This is a genomic window from Hymenobacter glacieicola (assembly GCF_014640315.1).
In the GTDB taxonomy this organism is placed as follows: domain Bacteria; phylum Bacteroidota; class Bacteroidia; order Cytophagales; family Hymenobacteraceae; genus Hymenobacter; species Hymenobacter glacieicola.
The window spans coordinates 257,242-278,732 of the sequence record NZ_BMGS01000007.1 but is presented as its reverse complement, the minus strand read 5'-3'; the positions used below and the strand labels follow the sequence as shown (position 1 = coordinate 278,732).

The 21,491-nt window shown below is 58.2% G+C and carries 21 protein-coding genes; 9 read left to right on the top strand and 12 right to left on the bottom strand.

The window, feature by feature from the left end; translation table 11 throughout:
- Window positions 1-26: 26 nt before the first annotated feature.
- On the bottom strand, window positions 27-800 hold the full coding sequence (locus IEW18_RS14610; RefSeq protein WP_188558598.1) for a hypothetical protein: 774 nt from the start codon (window positions 798-800) through the stop codon (window positions 27-29).
- An 18-nt stretch (window positions 801-818) separates the two neighbouring features.
- A complete protein-coding gene (locus tag IEW18_RS14605; protein WP_188558597.1) occupies window positions 819-2,441 on the bottom strand; it encodes an ABC-F family ATP-binding cassette domain-containing protein in 1,623 nt (540 codons plus the stop codon).
- A gap of 300 nt (window positions 2,442-2,741) precedes the next feature.
- Between IEW18_RS14605 and IEW18_RS14600 the strand changes: the two genes are divergently transcribed.
- Both IEW18_RS14600 and IEW18_RS14595 read left to right on the top strand, forming a co-directional pair.
- Window positions 2,742-3,215, top strand: a complete 474-nt coding sequence (locus IEW18_RS14600; RefSeq protein WP_188558596.1) for a DUF4199 domain-containing protein — start codon at window positions 2,742-2,744, stop codon at window positions 3,213-3,215.
- 260 nt (window positions 3,216-3,475) lie between these two features.
- Window positions 3,476-3,883: a DUF4890 domain-containing protein gene (locus IEW18_RS14595; protein WP_188558595.1), complete on the top strand. Its 408-nt coding sequence runs from the start codon at window positions 3,476-3,478 to the stop codon at window positions 3,881-3,883.
- A 167-nt stretch (window positions 3,884-4,050) separates the two neighbouring features.
- Here the strand turns inward: IEW18_RS14595 and IEW18_RS14590 are convergent, their stop codons facing one another.
- Window positions 4,051-4,458 carry a hypothetical protein gene (locus tag IEW18_RS14590; protein ID WP_188558594.1) on the bottom strand — a complete coding sequence of 136 codons (408 nt, stop codon included), beginning with the start codon at window positions 4,456-4,458 and terminating at the stop codon, window positions 4,051-4,053.
- Between the two features lie 116 nt (window positions 4,459-4,574).
- Between IEW18_RS14590 and IEW18_RS14585 the strand changes: the two genes are divergently transcribed.
- Window positions 4,575-5,384 carry a murein L,D-transpeptidase catalytic domain family protein gene (locus IEW18_RS14585; RefSeq protein WP_188558593.1) on the top strand — a complete coding sequence of 270 codons (810 nt, stop codon included), beginning with the start codon at window positions 4,575-4,577 and terminating at the stop codon, window positions 5,382-5,384.
- Window positions 5,385-5,483: 99 nt separating this feature from the next.
- Here the strand turns inward: IEW18_RS14585 and IEW18_RS14580 are convergent, their stop codons facing one another.
- The gene (locus IEW18_RS14580) at window positions 5,484-5,678 is read right to left on the bottom strand and encodes a hypothetical protein (protein WP_188558592.1); all 195 of its coding nucleotides are present in this window, start codon (window positions 5,676-5,678) and stop codon (window positions 5,484-5,486) included.
- Between the two features lie 189 nt (window positions 5,679-5,867).
- On the opposite strand from IEW18_RS14580, the gene IEW18_RS14575 reads away from it, so the two are divergent.
- A complete protein-coding gene (locus tag IEW18_RS14575; protein ID WP_188558591.1) occupies window positions 5,868-6,680 on the top strand; it encodes a M48 family metallopeptidase in 813 nt (270 codons plus the stop codon).
- A 122-nt stretch (window positions 6,681-6,802) separates the two neighbouring features.
- Complete coding sequence (locus IEW18_RS14570; RefSeq protein WP_229728755.1) at window positions 6,803-7,714, top strand: diacylglycerol/lipid kinase family protein; 912 nt, start codon at window positions 6,803-6,805, stop codon at window positions 7,712-7,714.
- On the opposite strand, the gene IEW18_RS14565 is transcribed toward IEW18_RS14570, so the two are convergent.
- Both IEW18_RS14565 and IEW18_RS14560 read right to left on the bottom strand, forming a co-directional pair.
- Window positions 7,715-8,935, bottom strand: coding sequence for a metallophosphoesterase (locus IEW18_RS14565; protein WP_229728754.1), 1,221 nt, complete (start codon window positions 8,933-8,935; stop codon window positions 7,715-7,717).
- 103 nt (window positions 8,936-9,038) lie between these two features.
- Complete coding sequence (locus IEW18_RS14560) at window positions 9,039-9,674, bottom strand: LON peptidase substrate-binding domain-containing protein (protein ID WP_188558590.1); 636 nt, start codon at window positions 9,672-9,674, stop codon at window positions 9,039-9,041.
- 131 nt (window positions 9,675-9,805) lie between these two features.
- On the opposite strand from IEW18_RS14560, the gene mtgA reads away from it, so the two are divergent.
- Window positions 9,806-10,549, top strand: a complete 744-nt coding sequence (gene mtgA / locus IEW18_RS14555; protein ID WP_188558589.1) for a monofunctional biosynthetic peptidoglycan transglycosylase — start codon at window positions 9,806-9,808, stop codon at window positions 10,547-10,549.
- Between the two features lie 99 nt (window positions 10,550-10,648).
- Window positions 10,649-11,095, top strand: coding sequence for a YybH family protein (locus tag IEW18_RS14550; RefSeq protein WP_188558588.1), 447 nt, complete (start codon window positions 10,649-10,651; stop codon window positions 11,093-11,095).
- A 258-nt stretch (window positions 11,096-11,353) separates the two neighbouring features.
- Here the strand turns inward: IEW18_RS14550 and IEW18_RS14545 are convergent, their stop codons facing one another.
- Together IEW18_RS14545 and IEW18_RS14540 are read right to left on the bottom strand one after the other, a co-directional pair.
- Complete coding sequence (locus tag IEW18_RS14545; RefSeq protein WP_188558587.1) at window positions 11,354-12,535, bottom strand: App1 family protein phosphatidate phosphatase; 1,182 nt, start codon at window positions 12,533-12,535, stop codon at window positions 11,354-11,356.
- Between the two features lie 156 nt (window positions 12,536-12,691).
- Window positions 12,692-13,504: a M48 family metalloprotease gene (locus tag IEW18_RS14540; protein ID WP_188558586.1), complete on the bottom strand. Its 813-nt coding sequence runs from the start codon at window positions 13,502-13,504 to the stop codon at window positions 12,692-12,694.
- 353 nt (window positions 13,505-13,857) lie between these two features.
- On the opposite strand from IEW18_RS14540, the gene IEW18_RS14535 reads away from it, so the two are divergent.
- On the top strand, window positions 13,858-14,979 hold the full coding sequence (locus tag IEW18_RS14535; protein ID WP_188558585.1) for a DNA topoisomerase IB: 1,122 nt from the start codon (window positions 13,858-13,860) through the stop codon (window positions 14,977-14,979).
- Between the two features lie 198 nt (window positions 14,980-15,177).
- Here IEW18_RS14535 and IEW18_RS14530 read toward each other — a convergent pair whose 3' ends face one another.
- A complete protein-coding gene (locus IEW18_RS14530) occupies window positions 15,178-16,770 on the bottom strand; it encodes a hypothetical protein (protein WP_188558584.1) in 1,593 nt (530 codons plus the stop codon).
- A 148-nt stretch (window positions 16,771-16,918) separates the two neighbouring features.
- On the opposite strand from IEW18_RS14530, the gene IEW18_RS14525 reads away from it, so the two are divergent.
- Window positions 16,919-18,523, top strand: a complete 1,605-nt coding sequence (locus tag IEW18_RS14525) for a hypothetical protein (RefSeq protein WP_188558583.1) — start codon at window positions 16,919-16,921, stop codon at window positions 18,521-18,523.
- 28 nt (window positions 18,524-18,551) lie between these two features.
- Here the strand turns inward: IEW18_RS14525 and IEW18_RS14520 are convergent, their stop codons facing one another.
- The 3 genes from IEW18_RS14520 to IEW18_RS14510 all read right to left on the bottom strand — a co-directional run bounded on the left by IEW18_RS14520 (window position 18,552) and on the right by IEW18_RS14510 (window position 21,323).
- Window positions 18,552-18,992, bottom strand: coding sequence for a hypothetical protein (locus IEW18_RS14520; protein ID WP_188558582.1), 441 nt, complete (start codon window positions 18,990-18,992; stop codon window positions 18,552-18,554).
- Window positions 18,993-19,169: 177 nt separating this feature from the next.
- Entirely contained in the window at window positions 19,170-20,681 is a 1,512-nt protein-coding gene (locus IEW18_RS14515; protein ID WP_188558581.1) for an exonuclease domain-containing protein, read from the bottom strand.
- Window positions 20,682-20,852: 171 nt separating this feature from the next.
- Complete coding sequence (locus IEW18_RS14510) at window positions 20,853-21,323, bottom strand: ferritin-like domain-containing protein (RefSeq protein ID WP_188558580.1); 471 nt, start codon at window positions 21,321-21,323, stop codon at window positions 20,853-20,855.
- Window positions 21,324-21,491: the final 168 nt, after the last annotated feature.

Sequence of the window (21,491 nt, the reverse complement as noted above, 5' to 3'; positions counted from 1 at the left end):
GCTTTTTTGTGTTTTCTTTTCTATGACTATTTCAAATCAAACAGGAAGCTGAAACGGATAACGGGTTGCCCGTATATGTCATTGATGCCATCATTGAAGTTGTACAGCACCACAATATCAGCGGCGGCCCGGTCCCCGATTTGCTGGCGGTAGCCCGCACCAGCCAGAGGCGTTTTCACCGTGAGGTCGCCTTTAAACAACTGGCCAGTAGACTGGTCCTGATACAAGACTTCAGCCTTGGTCACCTCGTACTCGCCGTGCAGGAAGAACTGGTCGAACACGATAAACTGCGCAAAGCCTTTGAGGCCCAGGCTATTTGTTTTGATGCTCTCATAACCCCGCGCGGAGTAGCTGTTATAGGCGTAGGAGATGCCCGGACCGATGGCGAACCGCTTGGATACCCGGTAGCCAATGGCCGGCGCTAAGCTGGCGCTAAACTGGTTGAACCCGTAGAGGCTGCTGAAGCCCAAGCCAAAGTTGCTATACAGAAAGTAGCGCCGCATCGGGAGCTCGGGGGCCGCTACGCCGGGCCGCTGGGGCAGGTCAAGGCCGGAGGGGCGGTTGGGGTCGAAGGGGGCGTTGGAGGCTGGAACGCCCGGTTGCACCGGCTCAGTGGGAGGTGTGGGCGTGGGTTGGTACACGGGCGGTGGGGTCCGCGCCGGGGCAGGAGCGGAGCCAGGCGGGGCCGTGTTCAATTGGGGCTTCACGGTACGGGTCGTGTCCGTCACCTGGGCCGAAACGGTAGGGGCCAACCCAAGGCTGGCCCCCCCCATAAGCAGTAAGAACAGAAGTCGTTTCATATTCCTGCTAGAACGTAACTACGAAACCAACTGATACATGCGCTGGCGTTGCGCTTTAATATTCTCATCGGCCAAGTACTCTTCGTAACTCATGCGGCGGTCAATGATACCGTCCGGCGTCAGCTCAATAATGCGGTTGGCTACGGTTTCCACTACCTGCAAGTCGTGAGAAGCAAAAACCAGGGTGCCGCTAAAGTCTCGCAGGGAGTTGTTCAGGGCCGTGATGCTTTCCAGATCCAGGTGGTTGGTTGGGTCGTCGAGTACCAGCACGTTGCCGCCTTCCATCATCATCTTGGAAAGCATGCAGCGTACCTTTTCGCCCCCGCTTAATACGTTGGACTTTTTCTGCGACTCCTCACCCGAAAACAGCATCCGGCCCAGGAAGCCCCGGATAAACGACTCGTCCTTTTCCGTGCTGTACTGGCGCAACCAGTCCACCAGGTTCAGGTCGGTATTGAAGAACTCCGTGTTTTCCTTGGGAAAGTAGCTCGGCGTAATCGTCGTGCCCCACTTGAAATCCCCGGTATCCGGCTTGGTTTCGTTGAACAGGATGTCGAATAGGAGGGAAGCAGCCCGGTCGTCGCGGCTGATGATGGCTACCTTGTCCTTTTTGTCAAGCGAGAAGGACACGTTGCGGAAAATGGTCTGACCATCCACCGACTTGCTCAGGTTATCTACCGTCAGCAGCTGGTTGCCCGCCTCGCGCTCCGCTTTGAAGGCAATGTACGGGTACTTGCGCGACGAAGGCTTGATTTCCTCCAAGGTAAGCTTCTGGAGCAGCTTCTGGCGCGAAGTAGCCTGCTTGGACTTGGACGCGTTGGCCGAGAAGCGGCGCACGAACTCTTCGAGCTCCTTGCGCTTGTCCTCGGTCTTTTTATTCACTTCCTGGCGCTGGCGCAGGGCCAGCTGCGAGGACTCGTACCAGAACGAGTAGTTGCCCGGGTACATCGTGATTTTCGAGAAGTCCAGGTCGGCCATGTAGTTACACACCGCGTCGAGGAAGTGACGGTCGTGGCTAACTACAATTACCGTGTTCTGGAAAGAATCCAGGAAGTTTTCCAGCCACAGCACGGTTTCGGCGTCGAGGCCGTTCGTGGGTTCGTCCAGCAGCAGCACGTCGGGGTTACCAAACAGGGCCTGAGCCAGCAGTACGCGCACTTTATCGGAGGTACCCAAGTCACCCATGAGGGTTTGGTGCTTGTCTTCCGAAATACCCAGGCCGGAGAGTAGCTCCGCGGCTTCATACTCGGCGTTCCAGCCTTCCAAATCGGCAAACTCGCCTTCCAAAGCGGCGGCCCGCTCCCCGTCAGCGTCCGAGAAGTCGGCTTTGGCGTATAGGGCATCTTTCTCCTCCATCACCTTCCACAGGCGCTGGTGGCCCATAATCACCGTCTGCAACACCGGAAAAGCATCGGCGGCAAACTGGTCCTGCTTCAGCACCGACAGGCGCGCGCCCTTAGGCATGTCAACCGAGCCCGTGTTGGCCTCAATTTCCCCGGACAGGATTTTTAGAAAAGTAGATTTGCCCGCGCCGTTGGCCCCAATCAGGCCATACACGTTGCCGGGCATGAATTTAATCGTAACGTCTTCGAACAATACGCGCTTGCCGTAGCGCAGGCTTACGTTGGAGGTGCTGATCATATCAAATGTGTGCGGAGAAACTTACTGGAACAACGCGGTAGCAGGGGGAGCTGCTGGCATTGGCGCGCAAAAATACGCAAAATGCCACTGCCCGCCGGGATACATATTCCGGAATGAACCAGATTAGAAAAAAAAGCAAACCGAATACACAACCAGCTGCCAAACAATACGGTATAAAAAGTAACTGATGGAAGACAGCCGGGCCGGCAGCACAGGGAAAACAGAACTCCCGCTACCCGTAGTTCCCGGGGCCTTACCCTCTACCGTTCCTTCTTCACTCACCTTGGATTCTTTCATTGTATGGCAGCATCACGCATTACCCCCGAAACGAATGGCATTCGCTACGGCCTGTTCACGGCTGGCGGCATGATTTTATACTTTCTGATTGCTTCCCTAACAGGCTTGTCGGAACGTATTGAGTTTAGTTTTCTTAATGGAGTCATCCTGGCCGTTGGCATCTGCCTGGCTATCGTAAACTACAAGCGGTTCCGGCAAGACCGGATGCCTTATTTACATGGTTTTGGCACTGGTATTATCACGGCCATTGTGGCTTCAGTGATTTTTGCCTTCTTCTTTATCCTGTATGCTGGCGTACTAAACCGCAACATTATGGACGGAATCCGGGCTCAGGACCTGTTTGGATTCGATTTGTCGGTAACCATTGCCTTCTTGGCCATCATCCTGCAAGGAGCCATGTCGGGCGTAATTATCTCGCTGGTGGCTATGCAGTACTATAAAAGCCCTGACCATAAGCCTGTTACTGAAATTGAGTAACCCGAGAGTTTTTAGTGAAGCACTAGTAAGGCCAGCCTATTAGGCTGGCTTTACTCTTTATACAGCTATATAGGAGTAGAATTATAAACATGTTTATTCTTATAAATACTTATACAAAAAAAATATTAGCCGAAGTTGTTGTGCTTAAATTTGTATATATTTGTACAAACAAAAGAGTGCGGTTGAGCTGAATTTTTCTTTAACAAGATTCGTTTATCCAACACCAGCACTTTCATTCCTGCACGATTACCCGTTTTCATATGAAAACCATACTACTCACTTTTTTACTTGTTGCTTCGTTGAGTTCCGCCGCTCTTGCCCAGCGCCGGGACCGGTATGCAGAGCGGCCCGGAGACACTGACCCTTCGGTTGAGCGAGTTGATGAAATAACCCGGCAGATGAGTGCACAATTGCACTTAAATGAGGCTCAGTTCATCAAGCTACGCGAGGTTAACAAAGTCAAGCTTGCTCGTTTAGAGGAAATTCAGTGGCAATACGTGGAGGATAGCCAGCAGCGCACCGCCAAAATTGCCGAACTCGAAGCGCAGTACGAGGCTGAGTGTGGTCGTATTCTGACTCCCTCTCAGTTAAGCCTTTTCCGGGAGGAGCAAAAGCGAGACTCGTCGCCTACTCCACCCGCTAATTCCAACGAAGGTGGATTGGGCTAAACCCTCTTTTCTACTAGCTGGTTTTTTGCAGATCATTACAAAGCACAAGGCCGCTCCATACTACATGGAGCGGCCTTGTGCTTTACTGGCTACAGAGGCTGAAATTAGGCAGAAGCTAGAGTTGCCTTTCCGGCAAATACAGCCGGATGTAGGAGAATAATTATACTTTATTTAGACGTAACTACTGGTAAAATTACTTCGGTGATGGTGCCGGTAGCCCCGCTACGAAGCAGGACCCGAGAGCGGGTGGAGCGAGGATGTCCAGGGGTACATTGTTGGCCAGCAGCCACGTAGTAAACGTATACTTTGTCGCTTTGCTCGCCTAATTCCTCTTCATCCGGGTGACCAAGCAGGGCAGTGACGTCGTTAAGTCGGGCGCCATACAGCTCATTCCGGTGCTTTTCCAGAATGGGTACCAGTGTCGCCCGCTGGCTCTGGCACCCGTAAGCATCCTTGCGCCAGGCCACGGAGTCAAAGCCAGGGAAGTCGGGTAAGGCGTGCCCGCAGTTGCTCAGTAGCACGGCCAGTAAAAAGCAGCCAACAAATCGGGGGAGGGAATAGGGAACGGTTTGCAAGAGCAATGAGTTAGGAACCCGAAGGGTAGTTGAAGAAAAGTGCTATTTTTGAGCTGCCCAGGACAACAATACTGGTTCTTACCACCGCAATTTACTTCGCCCGACTGATTTAGCCGATGACGAACGTGTTAACTGGCGCCGCCGCAGTACTCCTTAGCTTCTTCTTGGTTGTTTCTCCGCTGGCAGCCGCGCCGACGAGTCCTTCCCGCGACAAGGCACCAGTTGCCGCAGCCTGGAGCCCCCAGGAAAAGGCCCTTGTAACGGCCGCTTTCGAGCAGCACGTAGCCCTTTCCTATGTGCAAGCTAACCTGACCCCGACCGGCCTACCCCTGAACGTGTACCGCCGAGCCCTGATCGGCTTTTATAGCTTGCAGCAGCGCGGTACGGCTAGCAGCCGCAGTCAAATTCTGTCCATCGTTGACTTTAGCCGCTCCAGCACCCAAAAGCGGCTGTGGGTCATTGACGTAGCCAAAGGCCGATTGCTGCACCATACATTGGTAGCCCACGGCAAGTCTACGGGCGAAGAATACGCCCGCACTTTCTCTAACCGGGAGGGTTCCGAAATGAGCAGCCTGGGCTTTTACGTAACCGGCACTACATACCAGGGCAAACACGGCCTGTCGCTGAAGCTCCACGGAGTAGATGCCGGCTACAATACGAATGCCTTGAGCCGGGCCGTAGTAGTACACGGTGCAGAGTATGTAAGCCAGGAGTTCATTCGCCAGCACGGGCGCTTGGGGCGCAGCCAGGGCTGCCCGGCCCTACCCGTTGACCAGACCCCAGCTATTGTGCGCTCTATTAAGGGCGGGACGGTGTTATTTGCTAATGGCCCGACCAGCAGCAGCTACCAGTCCGCTTGGTTGAACCTGGATTCGGCTTTATACGCCTTTGCGCGTACCAAAGGCTTGCCAATTCATCTAAGCTAGAGCTTCAGTTACTGCTATAATACAGCAAACGACCACGCCCCACTTCTGCACACAGTCAGAAGCGGGGCGTGGTCGTTTGTGTGGGTGCCAAGTGGCTACCTAAGCCCGGTCGCTGGTAGTTTTGACCAGGTTGATGCCGGCAAAAAAGAAAATTAAGCCAACGAAGAAGGGCACAAGAGAATTCATCTTACTCAAGCCTAAGCCACCGATTTGCAGGAAGCCCAGCGCACCGGCAATGATACCAATGATGCCCAAGATAGTGAGAATGCTGCCGAAGGTGCGTTTCTGATTCATGACTGATAGACGTTGCGGTGGAGGAGAGCAGCCCGCTGCGGAGCAGGCCGGAATAGTGGTTCATACGAAGGCCAGCAGCGTTTGGGTTCGGCAGGTGAGCTAGCAACCCTACCGTAAGCTTCGCGTTACAAGCCCTAGAGCCCATCAGGCCTTATTTTCGCCCTATTCACTCCCTTCCCTACACCAATCATGAGAGGAAACCTTCGTTTTATAATAGCGCTGGTCATGGCCGCCTTTGCCTTCATCCCGTACTACTGCAACACGCAGAAAAACGAGGTGACGGGTGAGGTACAGCACGTTGATATGTCGGCCGACCAGGAAATAGCCCTGGGCCTGCAAGCAGCCCCCCAAATGGCGCAACAATACGGTGGCCTGCACCCCGACAAGCAAGCCGCCGCTGCCGTAGAACGCATCGGCCAGCAGATTGTGCAAAGCACGAAAGCCAGTCAGTCGCCCTACCGGTTTCAGTTTCACTTGCTCGCCGATGAAAACACCATCAACGCCTTTGCGCTGCCCGGCGGCCAGATATTTATTACGGCGGGCCTGCTGAAAAACCTCAAAACCGAGGGGCAGGTAGCCGGCGTACTGGCGCACGAAATCGGCCACGTAGTAGGACGCCATTCGGCCGAGCAGATTGCTAAAACCCGCCTGACCCAGGGCCTGACCGGCGCCGCCGCCATTGGCCTTTTCGACCCGGAGCGGCCGAGTACGGCGGCCAGTGCTGCCGCCGCCGCAATGGTGGGCAAGCTGCTGACCCTGCGCTTTGGCCGGGAAGACGAGCTGGAAGCTGACCGGCTGGCCGTTGACTTTACGCCCGCCGCTGGTTATGACCCCCGCGCCATGATTCAGGTAATGGAAGTGCTGGAAAGTGCCAACCGCGGGGGCAGCAGCCCGCCCGAATTCCTCAGCACTCACCCCAACCCCGGCAACCGAATTGAGGAACTGCAGCGCGACATCGCCGAGGATTTCCCCCAGGGCCTACCCGCTAATTTGAAACCCTAAGTTTCGCCCGTAGGAAATACTTTTGCCATAGCCGACCTTAGAGTCGGCTATGTGCGTTTTAAACAAGAGCAGTCGAGCTTGGCTGCCCTAGTCTTGTCCGATTCTCTAGTGTACTCTTTTCCATGTCTGATTTAGCGTTGCACTCGTTGCTGTTTGTACTGAATCCCATTTCCGGGGATGTCGATAAAACTGACCTAGAAGCAACCATCCGGCGGTATTGCCAGGAGAGGGGGCGCACGGCTTCCTTTTTCCATACCAGTGGTTCCGATGATCTGGTAGCGCTTCGCAAGCACTTGGCTGAACATAGCTTCGATGCCGTGTTTGCGGCCGGCGGAGACGGTACCGTAAGTTTGGTGGCGGAGGCGCTGAGCGGCACGAGCACCCCGCTGGGTATTATTCCGCTGGGCTCTGGCAACGGCCTATCCAAGGACCTGGTCATACCACAAGAGGTCGAGCCAGCCTTGCGCCTAACCTGGGATTACGAGCTCCGAACGGTGGATACCTTGCAGGTAGCCGGTATGTTCTCGGCCCACCTCGCCGACTTAGGCTTTAATGCTCTGATTGTGGAGCGTTTCGACCAGGGAGATGCTCGGGGTCCAGCTGCCTACGTGCGCATTGCCACCCAGGAGTATGTTGCTTACGAGCCCGCCACGTACCACATCGAAACCGATCTGGAGACCTGGGAGGGCCCGGCCTTTATGCTCACTATTGCTAATGCCAGCACTTTCGGCAGCAACGTCATCATTAACCCCGATGGGGAGCTAGATGATGGTCAGTTTGAGATTTGCCTGATTGAGCCCTTCCCCAACTCGGCCGCGCCGGGGCTCTTGTACCGGCTCTATACCAACGGCTTCGATGCCTCAGATTATACCCGACGCCTGTGCTGCCGCTGGGCCCGCATCAGTGTGCCCGGACAAACGCAGGTGCTGTTGCAGGTTGACGGGGAGCCTCACCACGTAGCTACCCCAGTGGAGGTCGAAATCAACCCCAGCAGCCTGCGGGTGCTGGTGCCTGCCACCGGCGCACCTAGGTAGTTACGCCTGGGGGGCCTGCTTCACTTCATCTGATTGGGGTACTACTACTGGAGTGGCCGGTAGCGCGGGCTGCAATTGGAGGCGGAACACTTCCTCCTGGCCGGGTTCCAGGGTCCGAAGCCAGGTTTCGCCCTGGGCGTATACATCCAAGCTGAAGAAGCCCTTGTGCTCGTGGACAAATGCGGCCCGTCCCCCTTTTTGCACGAAAGCCGTTTTGCTACCTGAGCCACTGACAAGGTAATGACCGCCCTTGTACTGAAAATACTGCAGGTTGTGGTCGTGACCCGCCGCGTAAATAACGCCCGGAAAATCGTGCAAGACCCGGAGCAGACGGCGGCGCATTTTGCGGTAGCGCGGATGGGCCATATCCTCGGCCGCACCCACTACCTTCCGGTAGAGCGGGAGCAGGGAGCCAATGATGGGGAGGGGCACATAAGCTTGCTTATACACCGTGGTAAGCGGGAATACATGCTGCTTGGCCGTGAACTTACCCCCGTGCAGGGCATTGGAGTAGAGCGGATGATGCCCGGCTACTACCACGCGCTGGTGGCGGTTTTCTTCGAGCAGGCGGCGCAGTTCCCGGAAAGGCGCCTTCGGGTCGGCGGCCGGCCGGGGCCCGCGCTGCACCCACCACTGCGTGTTCAGCACAATGAGCAGTAAATTATCGGCCAGCTGCAGCGTTACTGGACCGGGGTGCCCATCAAGGGGTAGGTAATGGGCCTTGGGCAGTTGCTCGCGCACGTAGGCTTCCTGTCGCCGCAGGTATTCCCAGCCATCGGGCCGGCCTTTGTTCCAGTCGTGGTTACCGCTAAGCAAAACTACCTGGCCCGGAAATTGGCCCAGCGCCTCTAATAGCGCCCCGAAGCGGGCTTCGGCCGCGGCCCGGCCGGGGTGCTCCGGGGCGGGCAACCCCGTTGGGTACACGTTGTCGCCGAGGATGATGACCGTGCCAGCCGGGCCGGTTTCCTGTTGCCAACCCGCTAGCAGGTTCAGGATGGGGTCGGTGCCATCCGTAGCCACGGCCCCCGGGTCGCCGAGCAGGGCCACGCGGTGCGCGGGCGGCTCCGCGGGCACGGGCTGCAGGGCCCAGTTGTTGTGGGCCGGCGCTACGTAGGGGCGCCGCCGGTACTGCCGCTCCTGGTAGAAACGGCGCAGCAGCCAGCCCATCAGCAGAAGGGCGGCCACAATAAACGAATACAGAAGCAGGGAAGACAGCGGCACAGGCAAGCAGAACTATTCCCGTCTATACGGGCAGAGCCCATCCGAGGGGCGCACAAGAAATAAACAACAAGGCAGTATGCACAACACGCTGCCAAACAGAAAGTTAAAAGGAGGGAGGGGTTAGGTTTTTGAAGTGGCCGTTCAGGCGCACCCGCTCTTTCAGCCGCTCCGTTTCCTGCAGCACCGGCAGAATGTGCAGCAAATGCTCAAATACCCGCTGCTGGCGCTCGGCCTCAGTGGCCGCTTCTAACAGCTCGTACTCCTGCTCCGTGCTCAGGCCCAGGTTGTGAGCAATATCATACACCCGAAAAGTAGCCGGCAAGTCCAGAAACAGCCGCCGCAACCCCAGAATCTCGTACAGCTGCTGAATCAGGGTCCGGATACGCTCGTGCAGGTCGGGGTCGGGAGTGTTATCGTCGGGCAGATCAGATACAATTGCGCCCGCGTAGAGCTTATCCGGCAGCTGGCGAAAGAACTCCTCAACGCGCACTACCCCAACGGCCTGGGTTTTGATGTCCATTTCGCCCGAAGGGTAGGTTTTAGCCACGCCCACCAGCCGCATTTCCGTGCCCAGGGTACTGACGCTGTTGTTGAGGTAGGGCGGGATACCAAAGGTGATGCCTTCCGCTACGCAGTCGTGCACGAGCTGGCGGTAGCGCGGCTCGAAAATGTGAAGGTTAAGCTTTTCTCCCGGGTAAACCACGAGATTCAGCGGAAACAAGGCGAGCGTACGAGTCATGCTTTTACAACCGGAAAGGACGTGAAATGTAAGCGCAAACCGCCGGCCAGCCGTGCCTACGCCCTAAAATCTGCTACTTTTGCCCCGGGGCCCGGGCCTGCAGATTTCACTTTACGTTAGTTGCTGATTTCGTGACGAATTACAGGCAAGCGGCCCGCCGGGCCGGGCGCATCGCCCTTCAGGTTCTCGCTGCTCTTTTTCTGACGTCGGTGGCGTGGGTGCTGGTGTACCGCTGGGTAAGCCCCCCGGCCACCTGGCTGATGCTGGACCGCCGCGCCCACGCCCCGGTAGGATTGGGCTACCACGGCATCCGGGAAGAAGACCGGCGCATCGACTACGACTTCAAAACCCTGGACGAAGTATCGCCCCACCTGCCCCTGGCCCTGGTAGCCGCCGAAGACCAGCGCTTCCTGATTCACCACGGCTTTGATGGCGACGCTCTGCTTAAGGCCGCCAAATCGAACCTGAGCGGGGGCAAGCAGCTGCGCGGCGGTAGCACAATTTCGCAGCAGGTAGCCAAAAATGTATTCCTCTGGTCGGGGCGTAGCTACGTGCGCAAGGCCGCCGAGGCCTACTTCACCTTGCTGATTGAGCTACTCTGGAATAAGCGCCGGATCATGGAGATGTACATGAACGTGGCGGAAATGGGCGACTGTATTTTCGGGGCTGAAGCTGCTTCACAACGGTATTTTCACAAGTCAGCCAAGAAGCTCACCCCGGCGGAAGCGGCTTTGCTGGCCGGGGTGCTACCCAATCCGTTGCGGTTCCGGGCGGCTCAGCCCGGACCCCAGGCGCGGGCCAAGCAAAAGCGGGTTATGCGCAACATGCGCCGCCTGGGCGGCACAACCTACGTGCGTACCCTCATGGACAAATAGCGCCGGAACTAGCGCGCAGGCGGTTTGCAGAACAGCTTACACTACAAGCTAGCACGGAAAGCGTAGCGGGGTAGTTGCCTAAGTGGCTATCTTCCGGCCATGAAACCGCTTCTCCTTGTTACTGCCGCCGCGCTGCTGACCGCTTGCGCCACCTCGCCCCGAGGCACCGCTGACTCTGCCGCTACTCGCCAAGCCATTGCGCACGTGCTGGCTACGCAAACCGCAGCCTGGAACCGCGGCGACGTGGCGGGCTTCATGCAGGGCTACTGGCAGAACGATTCCCTGGTATTCATCGGCAAAAGCGGCCTGACCTACGGCTGGCAGGCTACCCTTGATAATTACCGCCGCAGCTACCCCAACGCCGCCGCTATGGGTCAGCTCGACTTTTCCAACCTCCGGATTCAACCCCTGAGCCTCGATGCCGCCCAGGTTATCGGGCGCTGGCACCTGGCCCGCCCCAGCCAGGGCGACCTGCAAGGACATTTTCTGCTGGTTTTTCGCCGGATTGCCGGACAGTGGGTCGTCGTGGCTGACCATTCAAGCTAACAGTGATGTAGTGAGTGTATTACTACGAGGCAAAGGCCCACCGCCATCCGTTGTTTCCTAAGTACGTATCGTGGCAAGGGCACCGAAGTCATCCGTCCTCACAGTTGCCAGATACCTAATAACGTGATAAGCCCTTACTTCCAGCGCGGAGGTAAGGGCTTATCACGTTTCCGAAGGGTAATACACGGGGCAGGAAGGATGGCTTCGCCGTACTTCCTCGCCATGACAACTTACTTAATCACTAAATCACCAACTCGCCTATTGCATAACCGGGGCACCGGAGCCTTCGCCGTCCAGCTCGGCGTCGTCGGTGGCCGCTTCGTCCTTTTGCTTTTCCTGCTCTACGGCCGGAATGGCTGCCTGGAAGATCAGGCCCGTGCTGGCAGCGTGCTTGGCGGCCTGCACCGTATCCTGTACCAGCAACATTTCCACTTTGTCAGCCCGCAAATCTTCTGACACCTGCTCTACCAGCATGGCGCGGTCGGGGCGGTTAACGTCGCGGATGTAGATGGCTAGAATCCGGCCGGGATGACGGCGCACAACCTCCCGATAAATGTTGGCATCTTCTTGCCCTGAGTCGCCAATGAGGACGAAGGGGAGCGTGGGGTAGGTCAGCAGCAGGTTGTCGATTTCCTTGAGCTTGTGCCCGTGGTGCTCCGAGGCATCGGTGCTTTGCTTGCGCTTGAGGGCCATATCGCGCAGCAGCAGAGGGCCGGGCGGAATGTCGTTGAGCTGCAGAAAGTCTTCCAGCAAATCATAGAGGTTCCAGGGCGAGCTGCTGACGTAGAAGAAGGGATTATTGCGCTTGCCGTTGCGCCCCAGCTGCAGCTGCCGGTAAAACTCGGCCACGCCCTTGAAGGGTAGGCGGGAGCGGGCGTTGCGCAGCAGTACAATGCGCGCCATGCGCAGCAGGTCCGTGGCCGAGGTTTGGATAACGGTATCGTCCAGGTCGGAGATGATGCCGTACTCCGCATCCGCGGGCGGTATCAGCACCATAGCCCGCGTACTGAGGTTAGGCGGGGTCGGGAAGGGGGCGGGCGCCTGGCTCAGGAGCACATCCACGGGGTACCAGAGAAAATCAACCGGCTCGGGCAGCGTCTTCGGCTCCAGGTTCAGGGTAAAATAGCCTTCCTCATCCGTCACCACCAAGTGGTCAGAGCCATCGGTAGGCCGCACGCTGAGCTGGGCTCCGCTGATTTCGTTGCTGTCGAAGCGGCGGTACATGTTCAGCAGGTTGTTCCAGCGCGAGTCAGACGGATCGGGCTCACTAATGCCCTTATCCGTGAGTAGGCGGCCTTTCACGTAAAGGCGGTTGGGGGTGCCGTAGCTACGGTAGGAAAGTAGCTGGAGCGGATGAAGCAGGCCCAGACGGGCGCGGGTGCGGGTTAGGGCATCGTCGGCCCGTTCGGCCCAGCTGCTGAGTTTGTCGAGTAGAGGCATCGGGCGTAAAGAAAGCGGGAAAGGAGCAACTTCTACGCGCCGGACCAGCTTGCGTGTTACAAGGCACGCGGGTTTCCGCTCAGGTTCAGCCACAAAAAAGGCCTGCTACCGCTAGGGTAGCAGGCCTGCCAAGGCAACCAAGCCGCTTCTAACGGGTTAGAGGGAGCTTTTCAAGGCGTTGAAGTCGGTGCTGGCAGCCGAGCGGTTACGGCAGCCCAACTGGTCGGCTTTGGTTTGGATGTTCTGGATGCGGGAACCGGGGTTGGGGTGGGTGCTCAAAAACTCCGGCGTGCCGGCTTGGGCTTCCTTCTCCGCCTTGATAAAGAAGCCAGCCGCCCCGTCGCAGGCGTAGTAGTTGGTGCCGTTCAGGTATTCCACCGAGTAGGCATCCGCCTCCGTTTCGTAGTCGCGGCTAAATTTAAGCTGGCCCAGGCTGGCGGCTACATCTACCAGGGTGTTCTGGTTTTCGCCCAGCAGCAAACTCAGCAGCACGCTGATGCCGTACTGGCTTTGCAGCTGGCGCGAGGTATGACGACGGTCGGCGTGGGCTATTTCGTGACCCAGTACGCCGGCCAGCTCCGTTTCATTATCCAAGTACTTAATCAGGCCCGAGTACACGTAAATGTGCCCGCCGGGCGTGGCAAAGGCGTTCTGGGTCTGGTCGTCGCGGATGATTTTGACGTCCCAGGGAAACTCGTTCCGGTATTGGAGCTTGCCGTTATCGAGCACGCGCGTGACGATGCGGTTCAGCGCGGCGTAGGCCGCCGGGTTGCGGCTGGGCTCGAGCAGCTGCCCTTTGGCCCGGAAGGTAGAATCGGTTTGGGCGGCTACTTTTTCGCCGAGGGCTTTGTCGTCTTCAATCGAAAAAAGGAGCACCCCGTCGCCGTCTTTGGAGCAGGAGGAAGCAACAGTGCCAAGGGAGGCGACCAAGCCAAATAGAAGCCAGGGTTTGAAAAGCAAACGACGCATGAAACGCGGAAATAAGAGTAAACGGAAAGGAGAGCAGTACCGCTCGGCTAGAAAAAACAGTGCCAGAACCAGTAGCCTCCTAACGCGGCCCGCCCGCCTCGTGTTGCTTTTTCTTAGCCCTGGCGCAGTTTATGGACATTAGAAGCCGGAGTATCAGCCGGAAAGAAACGTGGGTTCGGGGTGTTACCTCTGCCAGCGTCGGCCCCAGGCGGGTGACTTTATGGGAAGGCCTGGAGGGGGCAGCGCCGCGGCGGCATCTCCTCCGTATAGGCTTTATCTTTTCCCAGTCTGCCACGTACAGCAGAGGCCCAAGCGCCGCACTACGCGGCCCGGCTTCTGCTTTTTTTTCCGCCATGTCTACTACCGTATCTGCCCGCCCCAAAACCCGCAAAAAGAAGCTTGAACCCCTGGAAGAGGCCCATGTGCTCTACAAAGACCCCGCCCGCCAGGCGGAGCTAGCCGGCCTGCGCTACCTCACCGACACCCGTCCTGGCATCACGCGGGAGCCTGCGGCCGAGGGCGAATTTCGCTACCTCACGGCCAAAGGAGAGGTAGTGGAAGACGAGAAAACGCTGACCCGTATTCGGGGCTTCGTGATTCCGCCGGCCTGGACGGAGGTCTGGATTTCACCCTCCGCTACTACCCACTTGCAGGTGACGGGCCGCGACGCCAAGGGCCGCAAGCAGTACCTCTACCACCCGGCCTGGGACCAGGCCCGGGCCCTCACCAAGTTCAGCCGCCTGCAGGCCTTCGGGGAAAAGCTGGCCGAGTTGCGGCAGCAACTGTACAAAGACCTGGGGCGACCCACGCTGGATAAGCGCAAAGTGGTAGCGCTGGTGCTTACCCTCATGGACCAGTCCTTTATCCGGATTGGCAACAAGGAGTACGCTAAAAAGAACAAAACCTACGGCCTGACTACCCTGCGCGACAAGCACGTGCAGGTGAGCGGGGCCGATGTGCGGTTTAGCTTCGTGGGCAAGAAAGGCGTACCCCACGACCTGACCATTCACGACCGGAAGCTGGCCCGGCTGGTACAGAAATGCAAGGAAATTCCGGGCCAGCACCTGTTCCAATACTATGCCCCCGATGGCCACCGGGAGGAGCTGGAATCGGGCGACGTGAATGCCTATTTGCAGGAAGTAACCGGTATGCAGCTCTCAGCCAAAGACTTCCGCACCTGGGGAGGCACCGTGAAAATGGTGGAAGCCCTGGAACGAATCATTGACGAGGAGCCGGAGTTTCCCAAGCCCAAGGGCCTGAAGCGCGCCCTGAAAGACGTAGCCGAGAATCTGGGCAATACCCCCACGGTCTGCTCCAAGTACTACATCCACCCCCAGGTAGTTGAGCTGTTTAACTCCGACCAGCTCATCGACTACCTGCGCCGCCACGACGCGGACCCTTCCGAAAACGACCTTCTCACGCCCACTGAGCACATGGTGCTGGAAATGCTCCAAGAGCTGGAAGCCAAGCAGTAAGGCCGGGTTAGTGAACTGTCAGGGCCAGGAGGCCTAACGCGGCTCTTTTCCCTAACCAATGTACTACCTCTCCAAAACGAGACAAGCCCTTGGCGCTACCATACGTTAAGGGCTTGTCTCGTTTTGGGGCTTTGGGCAAATAGGTCTGTGTCAAAGCGTGGCATGCTCGCCATCCCATAGACTCACTCAGTCACCGAATCACCTCCCTGAGCCGTCGCGGTCGAAGGCGTGGGAACTGACGCTGTGCTCGGTGCGGTCCTTGGTTTCGGAACCAGGTTCCAGCTCGTTGTTGCGGCGGCTGTCAAAGAAACGGGTACGCTTGCGCCAGCCAGCCACGCGAGACGAATCCTGAACTAAGTCCGAGCCGGGGCCACCGTAAATATCGACAAAAGGAGAGCGGTTGACCCGTCCCGAGACAATGAACTCGTCTTTGCCCTGCAACCCGTGCAAGACTACCGTGTGGGTAGCGGCCGGGTTGAAGGTGCGGCGGTAAAGCAACGTGGGTTTGCGCTTTTCCTCATCGGGCAGGTCATACACCGAAACTACGGTAGCCGTGTCGTTGCGGCGCTCGACCACAAATCGTTCGTTCTGGTCGGTGCCGGCTACCACCACGCGGTGCGCTTTCAGACGGTAGAACGCTTCGGCGGCCCGGGGCAGTTTAGCCCGGCGTGCGCGCAGGGCGGCTTCCATAGCGGGGCCCTCCAGCTGGTACACTTCCGGCGGCAAGCCCTGGCGAACGGCCCGCGCAATTACCTCATCCGTAAGCCGGGCCTGCAGTTCTTGAGCGGTGCGCTGGTAAGCGGCCTCGGGTACGGCTGCCAGGGCGCGCTCATCGATAAAAGAGGCATTGCGGGTATAGCCTTCAATACTCTGGTACTGGGGCCGAAACGTGCGAAACTTGCTGACGAGCTTGCTGGCCAGCCAAGACACAGCCCCGTCATCAAACCGGAAAAACACCTGGTCCCGGTCCTGGGGCACGGGCCGCCAGAGGACGCGGCCATCGGCCTGGGCGTAGGCCGCCCAGCTCCACTGGCCTTCATGCCGGTCCCAGTCGCCCAGCCAGATATCAAGCAGGCGGGCCCGTAGGAAGGCTTCCCCGTCGATGTGCTGGCGCGGGTTGGCGTACCGGGCCGCCAGCATGTCCTCCGACTCCTCAAGAGCCTGGGCCCCAGCCACCGGTCCGGTAATATTCTGCTTGCCTTCAAACTTCTCTTCCAGTAACACGACCTTGCCCCGAAACCGCTCACTGGCGGCCCCCAGGCCGGTTTCATCGGCCCGCACGTAGTAGGGGCGGGGAGTAGCATGCGGCAAACCAGCCGCTTCAGCCAAAGCCGGTACCACGAAGGCCCCGTAGGGCATGCCGGCGGAAGTGGCGTCGCGTACCGTTTTCAATACAAAGCCTTGTCGGAGCACCTTGGGTAGGGTACGGTAGGGGTCCTTATCAATGGTGCGCAGGGCGTAGCTGCGGCCCGTGGGCGTCACCAGTGTCATGCTGATTGTTTGGAAGCCACCCCCAATTTTTCCGAAGGTTAAGCCCCCTGGCACGGCGCTTTGCGGCTTAAATACAGGTAGCGTAACGGGCTGCACCCAACTCGGCCGATGGTGCCGGCCCAGCAGCCACCGGCCCAGCAGGCCACGCTGGTAGTGGCGTCCGGCCGTTACGCGCACACTATCGGCGGTGGGAGGCAGCGGGGTAGCGAAATCAAGACGGGCGTCGGGCTGGAAGTACGTTTCCCGATTACAGGCGGCGGCCGTAAGCAGCAACAGAAGGCTAGGGTAGCGAAGGTTCATGCGGGGTGAAAAGCGCGGCTAGGTTCCTTCAACGGAACCGCCGCGGAAAAGTACATGCTCCGCGGTACAACCGCCACCGGGGAGTTTGCGCTATAAGGTCGGCCACCCGAAGTCGGGTTGCAGTTTTGGTTTGTAATAGTCATCCCCCGTGCCCTGTTTTTCCCGCGTGTTTTTGCCCGTTGGCTTGCCGGCGGGCCTGCTGGCTGGCTTGTTGTTCGTCTCCTGTTCAGCTCCGGCCCAACGCGGTGCTTCCGGCTCGGCCCTCATCCGTCCCGATTCGACGGTGGTAGTGGCGGCGGGGCCCCACTACCAGCGCAGTGCGCTGTACCGGTTTTTTTGGGGCACGCACTACCGGACCTTGTGGGCGCTGCCCGTTACGGCCCGGGTGTTTAACCTGCGCACGGCGGTACCGGGCGGCCTGACGCCCATCCGGGAAGGCGGTTCTTTTCAAACCAAAAACCTACGTCTCGTTGACCGAAACGGCACACAGTACGTGTTGCGTTCCGTGGATAAAGACGCTACCAAAGCCCTGCCCGAAGCCCTGCAGCAAGGACCTATCGGGCGCCTGATGAAGGACCAAACCAGCGTCATTCACCCCTACGGTGCCTACATTGTGCCGCCGCTGGCCCAGGCCGCCGGGCTGTATTACACCAACCCGCGCCTCGTGTACGTGGCCGATGATCCGGCCCTGGGGGAGTTTCGGGAGGGATTTGCCAACGCCTTATACCTCTTTGAGGAGCGCCCGGAAGGCGACCAGCGGGCCGTTCGCAGCTTTGGCTACTCCACGCAGGTAGTGAGTTCCCGCCAGGCCTTTACTAACCTGGTAGCCAGCTCCCAGTTTCAGGTAGATGCGCGCCAGTACCTGCGCAGCCGCCTGTTTGATATGTGGCTGGGCGACTGGAGCCGGCGCGAAGACCAGTGGCGCTGGGCCAGCTTCCCGGCACCTAATGGTCGCGTGGTATACCGGGCCATTCCGCGCGACCGGGACCACGCCTTTTTTAAGTTTGATGACGGCCTGTTCACCCACATCATTGGCTGGGTGAAGTCCAACTACCAAAGCTTCCACGAGAAAATTCGCCTGGCCGATGTGGAAGGGCTTAACCGTGCGGCGCGGCCCATGGACAAGTCGCTGCTGGCCTACCTGGACCAGCAGGATTTCCAGCAGATTGCGGACTCCTTGCAGGGCGCCCTCTCCGATGACGTGATTTCTCAGTCCCTGGCCGTGTGGCCCCGGGAAGTGCAGCAGCTGGCAGCCGCCGAGTTTCGTCACAAGCTCCGCCACCGCCGCGAGCAACTGCCCGCCGTAGCGGCCAAGTTCTATGCCCTGCTGGCCCAGGATGTGGAGCTGCCGGGCACGGACGAGGCCGAGCGGTTTGTGGTGGAAGCCGTCGGCCCACGGCAAGTGCGGGTGCAGGTCTTTCGCCTGACCCCGCAGGGCGCTACCCTGTTGCATCAGCGCCTGTTTAGCAGTCCGCAAACCCGTTCCATCAAGCTGTTTGGCCTGGGGGGAAATGATGCGTTTGAGTTGCGCGGCCAGCCCGATCCTCACTTTCAAATTAGCGTGTACGATGGCGCTGGTCAGGATTTGCTGGAAGCAACGCCCGCCCCGCTTCGCTCGCGCAGCCGCCTCACCATCTATGATAGTGGCGACGGCAACACGTTACGGGTTGGCAAAACCACCGTTGAAAAGTACCAGCCCCGCGCCGACGAGTTCGATGCGGCCGGTTGGCTGCTTCGTCATCGGTTATATTAACTATATGCGCCCCGAAAGCGGCTTTGCCTTACAGCGCCTCACTAGTAGCTGCCGCTAGGTGCGCGTTCTGAAGCCAATGCATCGCTGCACCCTCATCGCCGAACAACCGCAAGTGGTAATCCTGGGCCGGTAAGGGTTGGCGCTGGGCCAGAACAGCCAAGGGAGCGGGGGCACCTCCAGTGTCTGGCCACGTTGCGGACACCAAACAGGCCAAGCGGACGGAGGGACCCAGGTGTTGAGACAGGGTGGGCAGAAAGCTGGTTGCCAGCCAATCGGCCATGCGCTCATCCGATAAGGCCCGCCGCCGCGAATCAATTAGCCAGCACGTGGCCCCGTGGTGACGAGCTGCGTCTAACGCTTCCAGGTAGCCTTGCTGCAATTCGTGCTGGGAAATTTCGCGTAGCCAGCGAACAATTAATACGTGCAGATCAGGCCGAAATACAATGCTAAGGGCAGGAGAGGAATGCATAGGTGGTGCAGCTACGCAGGCCAGCCCTGAAAGTTGTGCAAGGCTGTTCCGGCAATTGGCCGCGCCTGCGGGCAGACCCAGTTGCGGAGACCAAAGTAGCTAAGAGCAACAGTCAAATTTTAGCATTGCGGCTTAGCTTGGAAATTGGCAAACAGGTAGTGCTGCTCGTTACGACAGCTATGCGGCGGTTTTGAAAATCTTGACTTTGTCCTTGTGCTTGGTCCGCAGGTACTGCCGGATAATCTGCTGCACGTCCTTGTTATCGTTGTAGCGGGTAATGGCTTCCTTGAAGTCGCCCAGCTTGCGGGCGGTAAAGGTTTCGTCTACGTAGCCAAAGCCCAGGTAGCGCCCGTTCTCCACCACCACGATGCTTTTCTCATCGGGCCGGCGGCCTTGCCCCGTAATTACAAAGGAGCCGTGCTCGTAAGTAAACGACTCAATGGCGGCTTCCACCCGTTCGTTGTACTCCTCAGCCGGCTCCAGGCCAATGCAGGCCCCTTTGCAGCGGTGTACCTGGTAGTCAAAGCAGGAGCCGGTGGTTTTGTACAAGTCGCAGAGCTTCTGACAGAGGTTGAACTTGGCTACCTTATGAAACAGGAAGCCCTTGGCCTTGAATTGGTTGCCTAGCGCAATCAGGGGGTGAGACTGGGCGTGGTCATCGGCCCGCCCGTAGTAGAGGTGCTTGTAGCCGTTTTCATCGGTACGCAGAAAAATACCCGCCGGAAATACGGAGCGCCGCTGCTGCCGGTTATACAAGGGCTTCATGCGCTTGATTTCGTGCGACTCATAAAGCAAGGCAACCAGCTCTGAGCCCGTCAGCTCCCAGGTAATGTCGGAAATGGAGTTCTTGAACTCTATGCTCTTGCGCGACTTGTAGTCGACGGCGAAGTGCTGCTGAATGCGCTTGTAGATATTGATGCTCTTGCCTACGTAAATCACCTCGCCCTGCTCGTCATGAAAATAGTACACGCCGGCTTCCTGGGGTAGGCTGGCTACTTTTTCGGGGGTGATGTTGGGCGGTAGCAGGGCCGTCCGGATGGCATCCTGCACGGCCTTGATTTTGCGAGCCGAAGGCTGCTTGGTTGCGGTGGCCGCGCTGCTAGCCTTGGGCCGGTTGCCGGCCGGAGCATTGGCATCCACGGCCGCCAGCGTGTCGGCTGGGCTCAGGCCCGGAGCTGTCAGGGCTTCTTCCTGTTGGCTGATTTTGAGCAGCCGTCCGAACAGAATGGCCGTGGCGGCGGCGTCGCCGGTGGCCCGGTGCCGGTCGTTGAGAGGAATCCCGATGTTCTGGCAGAGCTTGCCCAGGCTGTAGCTGGGCTGCCCCGGCATCAGGGAGCGGCTCAAACGCACCGTGCACAGCGTTTTGCGGGAGTAATTGTAGCCCAGGTCGCCGAATTCCTTCTTCAGAAAAGAGTAGTCGAAGCGCACGTTGTGCGCCACAAACACGCAGCCCTCCGTAATCTCCACGATGCGCCGCGCAACCTCATGAAACTTAGGAGCATCGCGCACCATATCATCGGTAATGCCCGTGAGCTGGGTGATGAAAAACGGAATGGGCCGGCCGGGGTTGAGCAACGTGCTAAACTCATCCACTACTTTCTCACCGTCGTGAATGTAGATGGCTATTTCCGTGATGCGGTCCTGCGCGGGCTGCCCTCCGGTAGTTTCAAGGTCGATGATAGCGTACAAGCGAGAAGCGGAATCGGGTAAACAAACGTGCTAACAGAATTGGTAACAAAGATACGCCCCCGGAAGGTTGCAAAGCCGAGTTGCCTTCCCAAAGTGGCCTCTGGCTCAGCCCTAAAAACAGAAAGCCTACCAAAGTGGTAGGCTTTCTGACAAAAGAAATAGGCTAAAGGCTTAGCGGGTGCCTTTCTGCTGAGTAACCCAGTTCTTGGCCGACAGAATTTCGCTGTGCTGCTTCTGAATAACGGTGCGAGCCTCAGCGGGCAGGTCCTGTGACTTCATGGCCGTTTCGTACGACTGCAGTGCCACCGCATCACCGGTTTCGCACTCGCCCAGAATAGCCGAGTCGTCCTGGCCCGTAATGGCCGATTTAATATTGATCCAGCCACGGTGTACGGCGGCGGCGGCGTCAGCTACCAGACCTTCTACCGTGTTGCCTTCTTCGGTATTGATACCGTACTGCTGCGCATGCTGCGAAAGCTCAGAAGCAAACTGGGCACGCTGCTGGCTGAACTGGCTGAATTTTGCTTTCAAGTCGCTGCTGCTGGCGCCTTCGGCGGCTTCCTGGTAGCCTTTAGCTGCGGTTTTGTTAATTTCTACGAGGTCGTTGTAAGCGCGGGCGGCGTCGCCGGTTATAGTAGCCATGATGAAGCGTTTTAAATGAATGGTAGGGAAAGAGAAATGCTACCCGGTAGGCAGCACATGGGCTTTTATACCTTGCCTGAGCCGTGGAGGTTGCCTAAGCAGGATTATAAAATTTCGGTCTTCAAGTGCCACCCGCAGGTTTTAGCTAAAAAAAATCCCCGTTAGCAG

Excerpts from the sequence above, each read along its gene's own strand:
- IEW18_RS14610 (WP_188558598.1), bottom strand. The coding sequence starts at position 800 with ATGAAACGACTTCTGTTCTTACTGCTTATGGGGGGGGCCAGCCTTGGG.
- IEW18_RS14605 (WP_188558597.1), bottom strand. The coding sequence starts at position 2,441 with ATGATCAGCACCTCCAACGTAAGCCTGCGCTACGGCAAGCGCGTATTG.
- IEW18_RS14600 (WP_188558596.1), top strand. The coding sequence starts at position 2,742 with ATGGCAGCATCACGCATTACCCCCGAAACGAATGGCATTCGCTACGGC.
- IEW18_RS14595 (WP_188558595.1), top strand. The coding sequence starts at position 3,476 with ATGAAAACCATACTACTCACTTTTTTACTTGTTGCTTCGTTGAGTTCC.
- IEW18_RS14585 (WP_188558593.1), top strand. The coding sequence starts at position 4,575 with ATGACGAACGTGTTAACTGGCGCCGCCGCAGTACTCCTTAGCTTCTTC.
- IEW18_RS14580 (WP_188558592.1), bottom strand. The coding sequence starts at position 5,678 with ATGAATCAGAAACGCACCTTCGGCAGCATTCTCACTATCTTGGGCATC.
- IEW18_RS14575 (WP_188558591.1), top strand. The coding sequence starts at position 5,868 with ATGAGAGGAAACCTTCGTTTTATAATAGCGCTGGTCATGGCCGCCTTT.
- IEW18_RS14570 (WP_229728755.1), top strand. The coding sequence starts at position 6,803 with ATGTCTGATTTAGCGTTGCACTCGTTGCTGTTTGTACTGAATCCCATT.
- IEW18_RS14560 (WP_188558590.1), bottom strand. The coding sequence starts at position 9,674 with ATGACTCGTACGCTCGCCTTGTTTCCGCTGAATCTCGTGGTTTACCCG.
- IEW18_RS14550 (WP_188558588.1), top strand. The coding sequence starts at position 10,649 with ATGAAACCGCTTCTCCTTGTTACTGCCGCCGCGCTGCTGACCGCTTGC.
- IEW18_RS14545 (WP_188558587.1), bottom strand. The coding sequence starts at position 12,535 with ATGCCTCTACTCGACAAACTCAGCAGCTGGGCCGAACGGGCCGACGAT.
- IEW18_RS14540 (WP_188558586.1), bottom strand. The coding sequence starts at position 13,504 with ATGCGTCGTTTGCTTTTCAAACCCTGGCTTCTATTTGGCTTGGTCGCC.
- IEW18_RS14535 (WP_188558585.1), top strand. The coding sequence starts at position 13,858 with ATGTCTACTACCGTATCTGCCCGCCCCAAAACCCGCAAAAAGAAGCTT.
- IEW18_RS14530 (WP_188558584.1), bottom strand. The coding sequence starts at position 16,770 with ATGAACCTTCGCTACCCTAGCCTTCTGTTGCTGCTTACGGCCGCCGCC.
- IEW18_RS14520 (WP_188558582.1), bottom strand. The coding sequence starts at position 18,992 with ATGCATTCCTCTCCTGCCCTTAGCATTGTATTTCGGCCTGATCTGCAC.
- IEW18_RS14510 (WP_188558580.1), bottom strand. The coding sequence starts at position 21,323 with ATGGCTACTATAACCGGCGACGCCGCCCGCGCTTACAACGACCTCGTA.